General features: G+C 43.6%; 16 protein-coding genes. 5 read left to right on the top strand and 11 right to left on the bottom strand.

The window, feature by feature from the left end; translation table 11 throughout:
* Positions 1-50 precede the first annotated feature (50 nt).
* Positions 51-980 (top strand): carbohydrate deacetylase, encoded by a 930-nt coding sequence (locus BS614_RS17660; RefSeq protein WP_074094926.1) that lies wholly within the window; start codon positions 51-53, stop codon positions 978-980.
* 122 nt (positions 981-1102) lie between these two features.
* Here the strand turns inward: BS614_RS17660 and BS614_RS17655 are convergent, their stop codons facing one another.
* Complete coding sequence (locus BS614_RS17655) at positions 1103-2563, bottom strand: alpha-L-fucosidase (RefSeq protein WP_074094925.1); 1461 nt, start codon at positions 2561-2563, stop codon at positions 1103-1105.
* A gap of 122 nt (positions 2564-2685) precedes the next feature.
* On the opposite strand from BS614_RS17655, the gene BS614_RS17650 reads away from it, so the two are divergent.
* A complete protein-coding gene (locus BS614_RS17650; RefSeq protein ID WP_074094924.1) occupies positions 2686-3531 on the top strand; it encodes an AraC family transcriptional regulator in 846 nt (281 codons plus the stop codon).
* A gap of 26 nt (positions 3532-3557) precedes the next feature.
* On the opposite strand, the gene BS614_RS17645 is transcribed toward BS614_RS17650, so the two are convergent.
* Together BS614_RS17645 and BS614_RS17640 are read right to left on the bottom strand one after the other, a co-directional pair.
* On the bottom strand, positions 3558-4646 hold the full coding sequence (locus tag BS614_RS17645; RefSeq protein ID WP_074094923.1) for a glycosyltransferase WbsX family protein: 1089 nt from the start codon (positions 4644-4646) through the stop codon (positions 3558-3560).
* A 61-nt stretch (positions 4647-4707) separates the two neighbouring features.
* Entirely contained in the window at positions 4708-5700 is a 993-nt protein-coding gene (locus BS614_RS17640) for a CgeB family protein (RefSeq protein ID WP_157116108.1), read from the bottom strand.
* A gap of 309 nt (positions 5701-6009) precedes the next feature.
* Here BS614_RS17640 and BS614_RS17635 point away from each other — a divergent pair, with 309 nt between their 5' ends.
* Entirely contained in the window at positions 6010-6417 is a 408-nt protein-coding gene (locus BS614_RS17635; protein ID WP_244898151.1) for a hypothetical protein, read from the top strand.
* 114 nt (positions 6418-6531) lie between these two features.
* On the opposite strand, the gene BS614_RS17630 is transcribed toward BS614_RS17635, so the two are convergent.
* The 6 genes from BS614_RS17630 to BS614_RS17605 all read right to left on the bottom strand — a co-directional run bounded on the left by BS614_RS17630 (position 6532) and on the right by BS614_RS17605 (position 13140).
* Entirely contained in the window at positions 6532-7881 is a 1350-nt protein-coding gene (locus tag BS614_RS17630) for a glycoside hydrolase family 30 protein (protein WP_074094920.1), read from the bottom strand.
* A gap of 22 nt (positions 7882-7903) precedes the next feature.
* Positions 7904-9547, bottom strand: coding sequence for a type 2 periplasmic-binding domain-containing protein (locus BS614_RS17625; protein WP_074094919.1), 1644 nt, complete (start codon positions 9545-9547; stop codon positions 7904-7906).
* A gap of 37 nt (positions 9548-9584) precedes the next feature.
* A complete protein-coding gene (locus BS614_RS17620) occupies positions 9585-10472 on the bottom strand; it encodes a carbohydrate ABC transporter permease (RefSeq protein WP_017688674.1) in 888 nt (295 codons plus the stop codon).
* A 15-nt stretch (positions 10473-10487) separates the two neighbouring features.
* Positions 10488-11477: an ABC transporter permease gene (locus BS614_RS17615; protein WP_200868492.1), complete on the bottom strand. Its 990-nt coding sequence runs from the start codon at positions 11475-11477 to the stop codon at positions 10488-10490.
* 115 nt (positions 11478-11592) lie between these two features.
* Complete coding sequence (locus BS614_RS17610) at positions 11593-12615, bottom strand: LacI family DNA-binding transcriptional regulator (protein WP_074094918.1); 1023 nt, start codon at positions 12613-12615, stop codon at positions 11593-11595.
* A gap of 180 nt (positions 12616-12795) precedes the next feature.
* The gene (locus tag BS614_RS17605) at positions 12796-13140 is read right to left on the bottom strand and encodes a thioredoxin family protein (RefSeq protein WP_074094917.1); all 345 of its coding nucleotides are present in this window, start codon (positions 13138-13140) and stop codon (positions 12796-12798) included.
* A 118-nt stretch (positions 13141-13258) separates the two neighbouring features.
* On the opposite strand from BS614_RS17605, the gene BS614_RS31515 reads away from it, so the two are divergent.
* Positions 13259-13396 carry a hypothetical protein gene (locus BS614_RS31515; RefSeq protein ID WP_157116106.1) on the top strand — a complete coding sequence of 46 codons (138 nt, stop codon included), beginning with the start codon at positions 13259-13261 and terminating at the stop codon, positions 13394-13396.
* Between the two features lie 79 nt (positions 13397-13475).
* On the opposite strand, the gene BS614_RS17600 is transcribed toward BS614_RS31515, so the two are convergent.
* Positions 13476-13778, bottom strand: a complete 303-nt coding sequence (locus tag BS614_RS17600; RefSeq protein WP_306068467.1) for a DUF3817 domain-containing protein — start codon at positions 13776-13778, stop codon at positions 13476-13478.
* Between the two features lie 181 nt (positions 13779-13959).
* A complete protein-coding gene (locus tag BS614_RS17595) occupies positions 13960-14943 on the bottom strand; it encodes a LacI family DNA-binding transcriptional regulator (protein WP_074094916.1) in 984 nt (327 codons plus the stop codon).
* A gap of 348 nt (positions 14944-15291) precedes the next feature.
* On the opposite strand from BS614_RS17595, the gene BS614_RS17590 reads away from it, so the two are divergent.
* On the top strand, positions 15292-16725 hold the full coding sequence (locus tag BS614_RS17590) for a glycoside hydrolase family 1 protein (RefSeq protein WP_074094915.1): 1434 nt from the start codon (positions 15292-15294) through the stop codon (positions 16723-16725).
* Positions 16726-16835: the final 110 nt, after the last annotated feature.

Below are 16835 nucleotides of genomic sequence, written 5' to 3'. Positions count from 1 at the left end.
GGGAGATGATATTCGATTGGTTCTCAATTCAGGGAAGGGGAGTAACGGACATGAGCAGGCAAGTCATTATTAATGCGGACGACTTCGGACTCTCGCCTGCCATTAACGAGGGGATTATAAAAGCCTATCAAGCAGGGGGAATTACGAGCACTTCGATGATGGTCAATATGCCAGGCTTCGAGCATGCAGTGTGTTCTGCCCGGTCACTACCGGAACTTGGAATCGGTTTACATTTCAATCTCACTTATGGGTACCCTGTTTCCGATCCGGGTAGCATACCTACTCTAGTGAACCCTGATGGTTCTTTTCATAACGGGAATAGTGCATTAGTACGAGATCCCGCTGATATTACCAAAGAACTTAATGCACAATGGAATCGGTTCATAGCAACCTCCCGATATCCTGCACATTTGGATTCACATCACTTGTTACATCAGAACGATCCCACGATATATCAGATTATGGTGGAGAAAGCCATTCGGGAGAACGTTCCTCTTCGTAGATCTCAGATCGTTCATTCCATCCCCAATGGGCCCACACCCCGAATGACCGGGACGATTCTGTTGGATACTTATGGAGACAACGAGGGTTTACAGCGACTGCTTCATCATTTGGTTTCTCTACCTGAGGGAATCACCGAGATTGTATGTCACCCTGGCTATGTAGACGACGTTCTGCGTGGAATTTCAGAATGGACGGATATTCGGGAACGCGAACTTTCCGTGTTCATGAATGCGGAAATTCCCCGAACAATGCAGGCGTTGAATATCTTGCCCATCAGCTACACAGCGATGAAGAACTTACCGGAGGAATTATGTGAATTGCCTACACCTCCATCAGTATCGCAACCTAATAATAAGAAAATTTCCCGTTACATCCCGCATAGTGAAGTTAAGCGCAAACGGAAGACACATCGATTAATCAAAAAACGAGGTACCAAGTCTCGCCCATCAACAGCTCGAACCCGAAAACGAGTATAATTCATTGCAGGATATAGATTATTGCTGAAAAGGTGAAGCAACCAAAAGAGCGCTATCCGATGAGTACAATACTCCTGGATGCGCCCTTTTTATATTTACAGTATTTAATTTATCTTTGTAGATTAGTCCAATTTAATTTTGAAAACAATAGGCGCATTACTTTTCACAGTTGTCGTTGTGATCGTCAGTGCGTCAGCTGTTCTCTCCCATTGCGGTTTTTCCTCGTAACCAAGTACCTGAATGTCTTGAATAACGCCTTGATAATGATGAGAATCTTTCTTCAGGGATTTAATGTGAATCACCCCGTTATCTGGATAGGCAAGAACCGTGGCATAAAGACTGCTATCTTTTAACGTAAACCGTATATCTTCACTCGTAAATATCTTCGTATCCCCATCGGTGAATTGCCCTTCCTTCACCTCTGTCGGACCCTCGCCAAACGTGCGCCAGAATGACGTGTCATAGATCGCTTCCCCATTCACTTCCAGCCACTTGCCAATGCTCAGCAAAATGTCCCGATCTTCATCCGGTATACTGCCGTCTGCTTTGGGTCCAATGTTCAGCAGCAAATTTCCGTTTTTGCTTACAATATCGACAAGATCCCGAATGATCTCCTCAGCCGTTTTATAGTTATTATTTTCCGTGTAACACCATGAGTTTTTAGCGACAGCTGTATCCGTTTGCCAAAAATAGGGCTTAAGCTCAGCGAACTGTCCCCGCTCCACATCCGGAACGGCACTACCAAACATGTAGGCCTCATGTTTATAATTGATAGCTACAGGCACGCCCCATTCTTCGCCTTTGTTATAATAATAGGCAGCAAATTTTTTAAGATAGGGTTTGAACGCAACCGTTTGAATCCACCAATCGAAATAAAAGACCTTTGGCTGGTATTGATCGACCAGTTCACAGCAGCGAATCAACCAGTCCTCCAGATACTCCTCGGTTGGAGGTGAGTCATACAAGTCGAAGTGATCCTTGGGTTCAGGCATGGCAGGCCAATAGAAATCCCCACGCTCCAGGGGTTCCTTAATATCTGAATCAAACTCCTTCCCGTGAGACATGAAGAACCAGTGCTCGGCGCGGTGAGACGACACACATAAGGTCAGCCCCTGCTTCTCGTATGCAACCTTCATCTCGCCCAGAAGATCCCGTTTGGGGCCCATTTCATATGTGTTATAGTGAGAGATAGAGCTTTTGTACATCTGAAAACCATCATGGTGCTCAGCCACAGGCATAACATATCTGGCTCCAGCCTGTTTGAATAACGTTGCCCATTCGTCTGCATCGAACTTCTCTGCACGAAACATCGGAATGAAGTCTTTATATCCAAAGTCCTTATGAGGTCCATACACCTCGAGGTGATGTTCATAAGCTTTGGTGCCTTGTATGTACATATTTCGCGAATACCATTCGCTATCATAGGCCGGTACAGAATATAGCCCCCAGTGAATGAATATGCCGAATTTCGCTTTTGGGTACCATTCAGGAACTTGGAAGGCGCTAAGCGAACTCCAGTTGTCCTTGAATTTACCACTCTCAATCGTTGCTTCAATCTGTTGCAAATATTCGTTTTTGTCCATGAGATGTTCTCATCCCTTCTGTTATTGTCTGTAGTTGTATTGTAGTGCTACGGCCGAAGGATAGACATGCAGAACACTAACTTTTAGATGGACAATAATAACCTTGTATGGAGATGAAAAGTATGAATCACCAAACTTTGCTTACGAACTACCTGTCCAATCTCCAAGTCGAATTATTCATGGTCAATTACAATCGGTGCGATACGGATTGGCGGGATCTGGACTACACGCCCGATTACAGCAAGTTTTATTTCATATGCGAAGGTGAAGGTTGGCTCAAAATTGGGGATGAGGAGTATTATCCTGCGCCTGATCAGCTTATTTTAATGCCAGAGGGGATCAAACAGTCTTACTCTGCCATTAATGACCGTCCTTTTCTCAAATATTGGTGTCACTTTAGCGCAAAGGTTGGGGGAATCAATTTGTTCCAAATCCTGAAATTCCCACACATCTGTACGATAGATCAACCTGAGTTGATTCAAGGAATCTTCAGCAGTATCCTTACATATGCAAAATCCGATGAAGTCTATGCCCATATGATGGCCAAGAGCAAACTGACCGAGTTACTATCCCACTATCTAATGAATCTGGATCTGGATCAGATCTCTTTTATTAACGTTCCTGTCATGGAGAAACTGTCCACCATTCTGGCTTATATTGATTCCAACATCGAAGAGAATATTTCGGTTCAGGATCTGGCCCAGATCGCCTACATGCATCCGAATTATTTCATTCGATTCTTCAAGCAGCAGATCGGTGTTCCTCCGATCCTCTATATTACTGGCAAAAAAATCGATAAGGCCAAGGAACTGCTGACCTGCACCCCGAACACAATAACTGCCATCGCCGAGCATCTCGGTTTTAGTGATTTGTACTATTTCTCCAGACAGTTCAAAAAGCATACAGGGCTAACGCCAACGGAATACCGCAAACAAAAAACGGTACTGACAACGAAACCTAGTCTGTAAATAAGCTCAAATCAGAGAGAGTTCCCTCATTCGGAACTCCCTCCTACAGATTTGTTTCTGGTCGATAGTTCGTGCTGAGTTACTTTCTTCATTTCTCTCAAATAAGCGTAACCATAGTTTTGATCTGGCTCAAGATATGCCCCTTCCGCCCACTCATTCCAGGCATTAACAAAAAGATATTCACTTTTGTACAGCGTCCTTGCTCTCTCCATCTGCCTTGATAGATACAGCCCAAACTTCTCTGGAGTAGAACCGAGCGTACTCTGTCCGTCAACGCCTCTCCGCGGTGTATTATCCCAATTGACAAAAGCACCTGGATAGACAATTTCTCCGTTACGGTGTGGTGTTCGTTCGAGAATTGAGGACCATACCTTGTCGTAATTCACAGCAATATGTTGCTGTCCCTTGATGTTCATTTGGATCCAGATTCCATTCATATGTCCATGTGCAAACGTATAATGCGGTTCAAATTCCATGCTTGCATCAAAGACCTGACGATTAAATGTAGGGAATCCACCAATGGTCTGCACAAAATGGATCCCTTTCAGGCCATGCTTCAAAGCCAATTCACGCCAAAACTGAATCATTTCCTCACATTGAGGAATACTGGCTGGCCGATAGATCAGAAATAACGGCTTACCTCCCACTCGAATATATCGTTTGTCCTTAAATACTTTTACCAAATAATTAAAATGTTCTTCCCAATCCTCTCGATCCCCATAATTCTGGGCCATGAGAATATCGGATTCCTGCCCATCCCATTTTCTTGTCCATGTCTCATTGGCCCAAGACAAACAAAAGGGAAAATCAGGCTCCCCACTGTTCAATATTTCATTAACCGGTTTTTCCAATAAACGTTTGCCTTTGAACCAATAATGATAATAACAAAATCCATAAATGCCATGCTGTTTAGCCGTTTCCGCTTGCCACTTTCGTACATCTGGATCGGAAAGATCATAATATTTCCCCTGAAATGGCTGCTTAGGCTGATGATGACCCGAATATAAAGGCGCGGCTTTTTTTACATTCGTCCATTCGGTAAAACCGTCCCCCCACCATCGGTCGTTCTCCTCAATCCGGTGAAATTGGGGCAGATGCAGAGCAATTACCTTCAATCAGAACTCCTCCAATGCAGCAACATGATGCAGCCTACGCTCCTGTGATTTTTGGGATGATCTATATGAAAATGATATCCAGCAGTCGCAATGTTTTTTGTAGATGGGATTGATTATATTTCATGTATGCCAACGCATGGCTTGCCGCCAGTCTCCTTGCATCAACACTCTGCCAGTAATGTTCAAACTTCTGAGTGAGTTCTTCGCAGGAGGCGTACTGTTGGAAGATACCAAGGTCTACCACGTTACTCTGATTCACAGATGGCCCTATGAGCTGAAACGTCCCGCATGTGGCAATTTCCATCAAATGTTTGATTGATTCTCCACTATGAATAACCAGTTTGCTTCCGTTATACAACATCTGGCGAGCTTCATTCGTATGAACAGGATAAAAATCCCCGATTTGTGCCCAACCCTTTCCATCCACCCGAACCTTTTTGTTATCCATAAGACCTGATTTGGCAATAGCGGTGACGATGCCATCCGGTTCTGCATCCCCGATGATATAAACATCCGATTCGTACTCCGGGGGAACAGCTTGTGGACAGAATATATGCGGATCAGGCGGCATGAACAGTTCATGACTACCAGTGCTTCCCATATGCTGCTGATCATCGCTTATTTGCGTTGAATGTTGTGTAAACACATGATCAAAAATCGGTAGGATAGTTTCACTTTGATTCCCATGTTGATCGACAGACAACCAGATGGCCTTCTTCACGGTTGATGTCCTTAATGCTGTGATATTCTCATCCGGCAAGTTTTCTTCGCTTCCGATGACCATAATCAGGTCAACTTCATAGGAAGACAAACAGGCTGACACGGATTCGATATATTTAATCTCATTCACATTTCTCACGAGATGTTTCAGACTCTGTTCAATCAGGACGCAATGTGATGACATTTCTCGGTCATTACAAGGAGTAATAAGAAGTACATTTAACTCCTTATAGATCACTTTTGGCACTTCTCGGGCAGGTATGCTTCCCACCTGCATCATGTTCAGCCATTGCTGATTCAGTTCCAATTGCTGTACTTCCATATGTTTACGCATGGATTTGAGTTTCCTGTTCAGAACCACATTCATCTGTCTCAGGAATAACCGGTTCGCATCATGAACTGAACGTTTCTTTTTCGTGGACTTAACCTGCGTTCTTGACTTCTTTCGGATAACAAACCCTCCTGTTCCATGCGAAAACATTCTCTGCCTACAATATGCACGAAATAGTGGGGTGGTTTCTTGTATTGAGCTTTTCGCTGACTCTCTTTTGCAAAAGGGGCTTTATCCCAGACATATAATGTGTGGCCACCCGGGTCATACCAGATCTTGTCCTCATAGAATATATGAATAACTGTATAGGAGATGATATCTTTGCCAACATTTGATAGTATCCTTGTCACCGGCAATCAGACGATAAATCAAAATCTGCAAGTTAACGGTAATCAAACCGTCGGTGTCGATCTACAGGTCAATGGCAGTCAGACCATAGCAGGCAGCCTGCAAATCAACGCCAGCTCCTCTATTGTTAATAATTTGGGTGTAGGCGGTGTTATTGAAGCTGGAGACAGCGTCAAGGCCACTACACAATTAATGGCACTTAATCAGCCAACTCTTCCAGTATCTCTACCGATTGTACAACAGCTCAGGTATTACAATCCTGGTGTTGCAGGTCAACCCGGACTGGTCTTAACAGGGACCGCTGGCAACCAATATATTCTGTTCGTTGATGAGAGTAGTGGCACACCTAACCTTGCCATTCAACCTTTATAATGTGATCCATCCACAAACATTTGTCAGCAAAAGAAGCGATATCCGTATACACTCCGGATATCGCTTCTCTTTTGGTTTCTTGATTTTGATGAAGCCTAGTATAACTCAATTCATTTATACATCTGTGATCAATACGGACAAGACACTCTTGCTTTCCAGCTGGAACTGCATCAATACATCGTCCCGCAGCTTAACCTGTACGTTGCCCGTCTGCTCCCCATCATTGAAGAGGATTAAAGCTACGGAACCATCGGCATTTTTAAAAGCCACAGAACAAATTCCATCATCACTGGATGTTGATTCGATCCGAACAGCCTTCGGACGAATCACAGCACTGAAATGTGCCAGAGCATAATAATCAAGTGTATACGTAAGTTCTTTTGTTTGCTGATTCACCTGTACGATCCCACGACATGTACTGCGGCCAAATCCAGGAACCGTAGGCCCATTATTCTCATCTAATGCCATATTCCAAAGTACAAAAGACTTGCTGTAATTGCGAAGAATCTGAATTCCCGTTCGCATCACATTAGAGAAGGCTTGCTCAAATGGCGGAATCCACTCTCCACCCGAACCTTCAGTGAAATGCACTTCTTTCCCAGCAAATGCTTCATAAACCTTCGTTTGAGCAGAAGCATCGCCCCCGTACCAGTGCCAGGCCACTCCGTCAACTTCCTTTCCCGCTTGTTCCAGTACCGTCAAAGGATAGTCTGGTTGGTCCCAGTTGTGATCGTAACAGAGAATTTTGGTTTGAATATCGTTTTGCACAAAGGCTGGTTTAAGATGGTTTTTGATAAAATCTGCTTGGGCCTCGGCTGGCATCAACATACCAGGATAGTGCCCGGGTTCATAGAGCGCCTCATTCTGTGGTGTGATGGCATGTATCGGTAATCCATGCTCTGTATAAGCTTGAATGTATTTCACAAAATATTCAGCATAAACGGGATACCATTCAGCCTTCAACTGTCCGGTGATCATTGAGCCGCTCGTTTTCATCCATCCCGGTGCACTCCATGGTGAAGCAAACAGCTTCAGTTCAGGATTCAATGCCAACGCCTTTTGCGTTAAAGGAATAACGTCCCCTTCATCATGTGCAATGCTGAATTGGGTTAATTCCGGGTCTGTCTGCTGTTCTGGCATATCGTTGTAACTGTATATCGTTCTCGCATAGTCCGAAGCGCCCATCGGATTACGGATGACCGACAGCCCAATCCCTTTCTCCGGATGGAAAAGCCGGGTCATGACCTCATCACGCTGCTCCTCACTCAAGATTTGGTTGATCAAATAGGCAGATGAATCGGTAAAAGAAGCGCCAAATCCGTCCATCTCCTGATACGTTAGCTGATCATCCAGATGGATCGTCGTTGTCTCCTTATCAGTATCCAGTGGTTTCAATTGCTCCTGGGATAGAGATACGAATAACTCTTCTTCACCCGTGGATTTGTACATTTTGAATGTAGTCATAGGATTCTCCTTTGTATTTCTATTATTGAGTGCCTAGTTTCTCTTTGTTCAGTTTCATCTTTTCACTGCGTACCTTCACAATCTCTTCCCAACGGTTCTCACCTAAAAATGACTTGTAAGAAGCCAGTGCATTGTCATACGAGGCATCATCCTTGGAACGTACCATACTGACCAATGTTGTATTCCACTTCGTATTGATTGCTGACAACGCACGAGCTTCAGGTGTACCTTGATCCGGGCTAATATTCTCCAGAATGAAGTGTGGTTTTAGCTTGCCTTTACCCCACTCCTGCATCTGTTTAATCGCTTCCGGAAAAGCATCTGCACTGAGTGCTTTGTGACGGTCATGACCGAAGAACATAAATTCACCCATCCGATAATCCTTTTTGAATTGATCCGCGTTATTGAGTTGCAGGTCTTTCACTGCTGGCAGCAATTCTACACTACCGTCAGCTTTGGTTTGGTAGGTTTCCCCCTCGATCCCGTAATTCATAAGCGTCTGTCCTTCTTCACTCAGCAAGTATGTGAATATCTGAATGGCCTTGGCCGGATCTTTACAGTCCTTGGAAATGAAATTGATCATCCACCCGGTTATTCCGGATTGATTCAATGTTGGTGCATTGCCTTTGGTGCTCTGCGGTCCATCGATAGCAACATATTCTTTGCCTGGATTGGCACTCATGTAGATTTGCAGGTTTCCTCCTTGTTGAGGTGTACCGTCGAGCAGCATCGTTGCATATTTACCCGATTTCACTTTCTCTTCAAAAGCCGTACCATCATCCGCAAAACTGTCATCACTGATATTGCCTTCTCTATACACGGTGTTCAATGTTTTCAACCACGTGAGGTAATCTTCATCCAGATTACGATCATAGAATTCTCCATTCTCGTTCTCAAGCGGAACACCAATGAAGTCTTGCAACGTATCTCCGAGTGAACCCGTTCCTTCTCCTACGGCATTAAAGCCGAATGGAATCAGCGCAGGGAACTCTTGCTTAATTCGTTTCATCACATTCTGGAATTCTTCTGGCGTTCCAATGACCGGACTACCCAAAGCTTCGTACACATCTTTACGAATGATAAATGCCGTTTTGGCAGGAATGTTACCGCTATCATAATCCTCCTGTGTATTAGAATAGTTTGGGTAACCATAGGTTTTGCCATCCGCCAATTGGAACCAGTTCAATGTATCGGCAGCCGCAACTTTATTGAAGTAAGGATCATATTTTTCTGCCAGATCGTTTAGCGGCATTGCCCAGGTTGCAGCTTTTTGTACCACAGGAGAATTGGAATCAAATACGGTCAGCAAGTCAGGCATATCTCCACCGGCGAAAAAGGTGTTTAACTTGGTATCATCACCCGTGATGAATTTAATATTGATGTTCAGATCCTCTTTGATTTTCTTGGTAACAATGTCCTTGCCAAAATCAGTGTTCCACCAGTCCGCATTGACGTACCATGTCAGGTCGGTAGCCTCTTCCTTTTTATCCAACTGCCAAGCTGGCTTTTCCGGGTCGACCGTATAACGATCTTCAATGGATACCCAGTTTCCTTCACTGGAGCCCCCAGATCCACCGCTGCAACCTGTAATCATAAGTACGGCTGTAAGCAGTGTTGCGAGCAATTTAATCCCTTTTTTGCCTGATGCCTTGTTCAACTTCAACATATTTTTGTTCCTCCTCAAAATGGGGTGTTTGTTGCTCTTATTCCTTGACCGCACCCAGCATCATTCCCGAGATAAAGTATCTCTGAACGATGGGATAGATCAGCACAATAGGGAGTGTTGTAATGACAATGGTGGCCAACTGCACGCCTTTGGTCGTTGTTTCAATGACAGCCGAACCCCCGACATTTTGCATGGATTGGGTCTGGGACTGAACGATAATCTCATACAACATCATCTGAAGTGGATACAGTGACTGATCGGTAATGTATAACTTGGTTGTCATGAAGTCGTTCCATTGCCCCACCCCATTAAATAGCGCAATTGTAGCCATGGCAGGCATGGAGAGTGGAATGAAGATTTTCAGGAAAATATGCCAATCCCCTGCGCCATCAATCTTGGCCGATTCTTCCAGAGAATCCGGGACATTCCGGAAGAAATTCATCAGAATCACGACATCATAGAAACTGAATAACGCCGGAATAATGTACACCCAGAAGCTGTTAAGCAAGCCAAGTGATTTAATTAACAGATATGTCGGGATCATACCGCCCGAGAAGAACATTGTAATAACACCCATGGCAACGTATAATTTACGGCCTCTTATGTACTTTTTGCTCAGACCGTAACCAACCATGGCGCAGAAGAACACATGTGTAACAACGCCAATCGTTGTTTTGGAAACCGATATGAAGAAGGCCTGCCAGATGCCCTGATCATTGAATACAGCTCTGTAATTCTCCAGCGAGAATTCCGGTGACCAGAAGATGAATCCACCTTCCGCCAGTGCCTTGCCTGAACTAAAGGAAGAGATGATGACATTCCAGAGCGGAACCAGAATAACGATCGTACAGATGATTAGCAAAATCATATTTAACGTATCAAAGATCCGACTATCGAGATCTTCTTTTGCCACCTTTCCATTCATGCAGGGTGCCTCCTTCTACAACACAGATTGATTATCGTTTAATTTGCTTGTGATTTTGTTTGCCGTGACGAGTAAAATGACAGAGATGATTGAGACACCCAAGCCAACTGCCGTTGCATATGAAAAGTCACCCTGAGACATCCCCATACGATAGACGTACGAATTGATAACTTCCGCTTTGTCACGGTTCTGGGAGTTCATGAGAACCAGCGTTTGATCCAGATTCGATCCCAATAAACCGCTTACAGTTAGAATCAGATTTAAGCTGATGATTGATTTCATGTTAGGCAATGTGATATTCCAGATCTGTCTGAGACGGCTTGCACCATCGATTTTGGCAGCTTCATAATACGTTGGGTCAATCTTTGCCATGATTGCCAGATACAGAATTGTTCCCCAACCTGCTTCTTTCCAAATATCCGATAACGTAGCAATCCACCAATACTTGCCTGCATCCAGCAAGATATTCTGCGGTTGCGAGATCACTCCCAGGCTAAGTAACAACTGATTAAATAAGCCCGTTGTTGAAAACCAGGTGATCAGCATTCCCCCAAGTACAATCCAGGACAAAAAGTGAGGTAAATATGAAACCGTTTGCACAAACTTCTTGAAGCGTCCGCTGTTTAACTCGTAAATCATGATCGCGAGAATGATCGGAATGACAAACCCGATACCTAATTTCAAAAAACTGATCCCCAGCGTATTCACGACTGCATCCCAGAAGTATTTGTCTGACAAAATGATTCTGAAATTATCCAGCCCCACCCAAGGAGCGGTAGCCAGCGTATCAATGACCGTGTAATTTTTGAAGGCAATTGTCAAACCGTAAATCGGAATATAACAGAAAATAATCATAAAGATAATGCCAGGGATAATCATCGATTGAATCTCCCATTGTCTCCGATAATCGACTATGAATTCTTTAATCCGTTGTCCGATGGGTTTCTTCCCATTGGGACTGATCGCATTTTTACCGGTTGATGTCTCTACGGCTAATTTATCCACGTTCTTTTACTCCCCTCCATCATGCATGTTTATAAAAACGTTTTTATTTTTCGACATAAAAAACCCCTTTGTTTATATTTATGTAAAAAAAGACCGGAGAAGAAGCTGAGTCAACTTATGTACGGTAGTCTTTCCGGTCGATCTTCACATGGCTTGAACCTCTAACCACCAGCTCACCCGCCAATTTTTGCGCAGCCCCTTGTTCTTTCTCCTTAATCATACCCACCAGTTGATTGATGGCCAGGATACCCTGTCTTGCAATTTGATTTCTTACCGTTGTGAGTGGTGGGGAAAAATACTGTGCGATATCAATATCATCGAAACCCACGACACTAACATCTTTAGGCACTTCAAAGCCCTCAGACTTCAACGCATGCATACAGCCAATTGCACTCAAGTCATTCCCTGCAAGAAATGCATCAGGCCGCTTGCCGGGGTGTAAATGAAGAAAAGATTTTATCGCACTATACGTGCTCTCCTCCTCAAAATACCCTTGAATAATGTAATCTTCATCGATTGGAAGCTGGTATTCACGCAAGGCAGCCAGATAGCCATCTCTACGCTGCACACTGTCAAACATTGTGTCCACGCCAGAAATATAAGCAATTTTCTTGTGCCCCAGCCCAATTAAATACTTGGTAGCTTCATAAGCCGCCACGTAGGAGTCAAAAATGACACTTCCCATCATATCACTCTGATAGACCCGATCCAGAAAAACCGCCTTGATCTTGTCTTTCTCCATGGCGATAATATCTTGCTCATCGATCCGAAGCTCTTCGTAGATAATGACACCATCCACCCGCCGACCCAGAATATTACTCATAATAACGTGTTTATCCTTGGTCACAAATACATTCAAACCATACCCAAGACGATCACATTCACGAGACATTGACTCAACCAGCTTATAGAAATACGGACCCGATACACTTGTAGTGAAAAAACCAAGCATTTTGGTTTGACCGGACTTCAACAGCTTGCCATTCAGATTGGGCACATAGTTTAAACGTTCTGCCACCTTAAGAACATGTGATTTTGTCTCCGGGTTCAAGACATCCACACCATTCAAAGCGTTGGAGACCGTAGATATGGATACGCCCGCTTCCCTTGCTACATCTTTAATCGTTATCTTTGCCATAAGTTTTGTTCCTTTACTATAAAAACGTTTTTATAATGTTTAAATTATCATAAAACCGTTTTCATGGCAACACTTTAATTTGTGAGTTCAGGCATCATGTACTTTATTCATAGCTATATGCCACTGCGGGCGCAAAAAAACGGCTCATATATGAGCCGCCGTTCATGAAGCTTTAGCTCTCTATTCCTCATCTTGGATATACATGGAGTGAATCTGTTGCAACTGCTCTTCCAGACGTTCCAAGCGAACAAAACGATCCGCTCGAATATATTCCTTCTGCTCCACAAGCATGATCATTGTTGGAACGGTAAAAATAAGAAACTTGGATGCAACCTCTTCCACGTCGTTAGCATTAATGTGACCGAGGTATATTGATGGATAAGGTTCAAGCAACGCCCTGATCTTGGGGAGTAAAGCGTGACATACACTGCACTCTGGACGAGATACATACAAAAAAAACAATTCATGTTGTTGAATAGTTTCTTCAACCATTTCTATGGATGTTAACTCATGAATATCTTTCATAGAAGCTCCACCCTTTCAGTCATTCAATAGCTTGCTCATTTAAACTTTTTCTTTTCAAGTATAGCCTATGTGCGTTAGAATCAAATGGAATATATCCCCATATGAAAGAGGTTATTGTATGAAAAAATCATTTATTTTTCTGTTCACTGCCCTGGTTGTTGTTACTTCCTTCTCGGCGTATACGCCTGTGTCGAATGCCTCTGGCGATATTGGAGTCAGCTTATTGTCCGATCGTCAGCAAGGCACTGTAAAGTAGTACTTGTACAGAAAGTAACAGGCGACAATTCGGATAACATCTGAATTAGTCGCCTGCTTTCATTTATTCTTATTGATTTTTATTTCCAATCTCTCTTCCGAAGATAAGATTCGAATACAAAAGTACCAAACGGCAGTAGACCGGCGAGTCCACCCATTAACCAGCGTGTTATCTTCCACTTTTTGACCAGAGCCAAATGCACTAGGGCAATAAGGTACAAAGGAAATAAAATACCATGAATCATGCCCATTACGGCTACAGCGGAAGAGATATCTGCAAAATATTTCAGAGGCATAGCAATAAAAATCAACAGAAGTAAGGATACGCCCTCCCATATGCCCGCAATTCTGAATCGGCCTGTCACTGTCTTCATAAAGTCCATTCTCACCTTTCCTGCTAATCGTTTGTGAAATATGTAACTTGTAACATGATACAAAAATCTCACGCCACATCTCCGTACAGATATGTCGTTCTGAAGCTCATATTCAGTATAACGTATGTGTCCGATTTGAAGATGCTTCAAATTTGAATAATTATTGAATCCGTAAAACCAGATTCCCACATCAGGTCTTATGGATTCCAGTCGTCTCACGCTCAATCAGCTGGTATGTCAGCTGTTCGGTCTGCAACTCCATTTTACCCAATACAGCCCACAATTGATGGAAAGCCTGGGTGGCTTGCTCCGCAATCGGATTGTGTATGGTCGTGATTCCAAGAACACGGGAAAGCTCGATATCATCAAACCCCACAATGGCGAGTTGTTCCGGTACCTGAATATTCCGTCTGCGTGCTTCACTAAGAATGCCGATGGCTGCATAATCATTGGAACATAATACGGCCTGTGGAAGTTCTGGCCCCTCAGCCATTCTTCGCATCGCTTCTTCGCCATCGGAGGAGCTGAATACGGAATATTGATACGCTTCAGTCCACACATGCAACCCTCTGCTCTTCATGAAAGATTCATAGGCTTCACGTCGGCTCTGGGTATTCAAACTCTCAGCCCTGCCAAATGCATTCGCAATTCGGGTGTATCCTCTTGATACCAGATGCTCCAGAGCTAACTTATACCCCTCTGCCTGATCCATCGCAACAGATGGAATCTCGTCATTCCCCATTCGCTGCCAAGAGACAATGGGCCCATACTCCATATAAGCTTTTAATTTCCGAGGATCATTAACACAAGCAATAATAACTAGCCCATCGACTCGTTTACTACGCAGATCTTCGAAAGCCTGCAATTCAATCTCCGGATCTCCACGGGATGTATAGATAATCGTCTGAAACCCAAAATCCATGGCTGTATCAATGAATTGATTCATGAATGTAAGAATGATCTCACCTGTGGTAGAGGTCACAATTCCAATCTGCTTTGTTTGCCCTGTAGATAACGAGACCGCATTCCGGTTGGGAATATAATTCAACTGTTTCATAATATCCGTTATGATCTGTCTTGCTTCATCACTAACATGCGGAGAATGATTAATCACTCGTGACACTGTCGCTTTTGAGTAACCGGACCGCTTCATAATTTCATCAAACTTGGACATCGGAGACTCCCTTCTTGCTAACGAACTATATAAGTTCAGCTAATATTATTTACACTGGCACTTCGATGACAGAACAACCTTCCGATCGCTGTTATCCCCAGATTTTTTGATTCCCATATCTAAACGGGAAAATCCGGGGATAAAGGCGACCGCTTCGCTTCTTCTGGTTATTTCTGTCCTCTCCGTTTTCGTGTAAATTTTAGTTGAACTTATTTAGAATAATAGTATGCATCAAATCTGGGTCAAAAGTAAAACTTGACGTGTAACCCGTTACAACGTTTAAGCTTTTTTATGTAATATAATTGTTAATCTGGCAACAATCAATTTTGGATGAATGGAGCGATACACATGAGCAACTCTCAAAATCATACTTATCAATTCCCGGAAAATTTCCTGTGGGGTGGTGCAATTGCAGCCAACCAGGCTGAAGGTGCATACAATCAAGGCGGCAAAGGATTATCTACACAGGATGTAGCTCCCAAAGGCATCATGGGTCCAATCACGGAAGAACCAAACGAAGATAACATGAAACTGATTGGTATCGATCTGTATCATCGCTACAAGGAAGATGTGAAACTGTTTGCCGAGATGGGCTTCAAGGTATTCCGTACTTCCATCGCCTGGTCCCGGATTTTCCCAAAAGGGGACGAGCTGGAACCAAATGAAGAAGGATTGCAATTCTACGACGATCTGTTTGACGAGTGTCACAAATACGGGATCGAACCACTGGTTACGCTATCCCACTATGAGACTCCTCTTCACTTGTCCAAAGAATACGACGGCTGGGTTAACCGAAAAATGGTTGGATTCTATGAGCGTTATGTAACTGCCGTATTTAAACGTTATAAAAACAAAGTAAAATACTGGCTTACTTTTAACGAAATCAATTCGATTCTTGAAGCACCCTTTATGAGTGGTGGCATCTATACGCCGAAGGAGAAGCTTAGCAAGCAAGATCTCTATCAAGCGATCCATCATGAGTTTGTGGCCAGTGCTTCCGCTGTGAAGCTCTGTCATGAGATCATTCCTACGGCACAGATTGGTTGTATGATGCTCAGTATGCCTACCTATCCGCTGACACCAAATCCAGACGATATGATCAAAGTCATGGAATTCGAACATAGCAACTATTTCTTCGGCGATGTACACGTAAGAGGTCGCTACCCTGGTTATATGAAACGTTACTTCCGTGAAAATGGAATCGAGATTCAGATGGAAGCTGGCGACGAGGAAATGTTGCTGAATACGGTAGACTTTATCTCTTTCAGTTATTACATGAGTATCTGTCAGACAGCAGACCCGGAGAAACAAATCGCAGGTGAAGGTAATCTGCTTGGGGGTGTACCTAACCCTTATCTGCCAGCAAGTGAATGGGGATGGCAGATTGACCCGCAAGGATTGCGTTATGTGCTTAACATGTTCTATGACCGTTATCAAAAACCACTGTTTATTGTAGAGAACGGTCTTGGCGCTGTCGATGAGTTGATTACGGGTGCGGACGGCGAGAAAACAGTCGAAGACGATTACCGAATCCAGTATCTGAATGATCATCTGGTTCAGGTTGGCGAAGCCATTGAAGATGGCGTTGAAATTATGGGTTATACATCATGGGGTTGTATTGATGTGGTCAGTGCGTCTTCTGCCCAGTTGAAAAAACGTTATGGTTATATCTATGTGGATCGTCATGACGATGGATCAGGAACACTCGAACGTTATCGCAAGAAATCCTTCCATTGGTACAAAGAAGTGATCAGCAGTAACGGGAAAAGTTTGCAGCGTTAAGGATCTTTAAGCAAATGTAACAGATACATTCTTCTATCCCTCAGACATTTCACATGAAAAAGTGTCGGTCATACGATACCTAGCATGTTTTCTGTCTGGGGGATTTTATT

Origin of the sequence: Paenibacillus xylanexedens, assembly GCF_001908275.1 — a bacterium.
GTDB classification, from domain to species: domain Bacteria; phylum Bacillota; class Bacilli; order Paenibacillales; family Paenibacillaceae; genus Paenibacillus; species Paenibacillus xylanexedens_A.
This window is presented reverse-complemented; position numbering and strand designations above follow the sequence as displayed.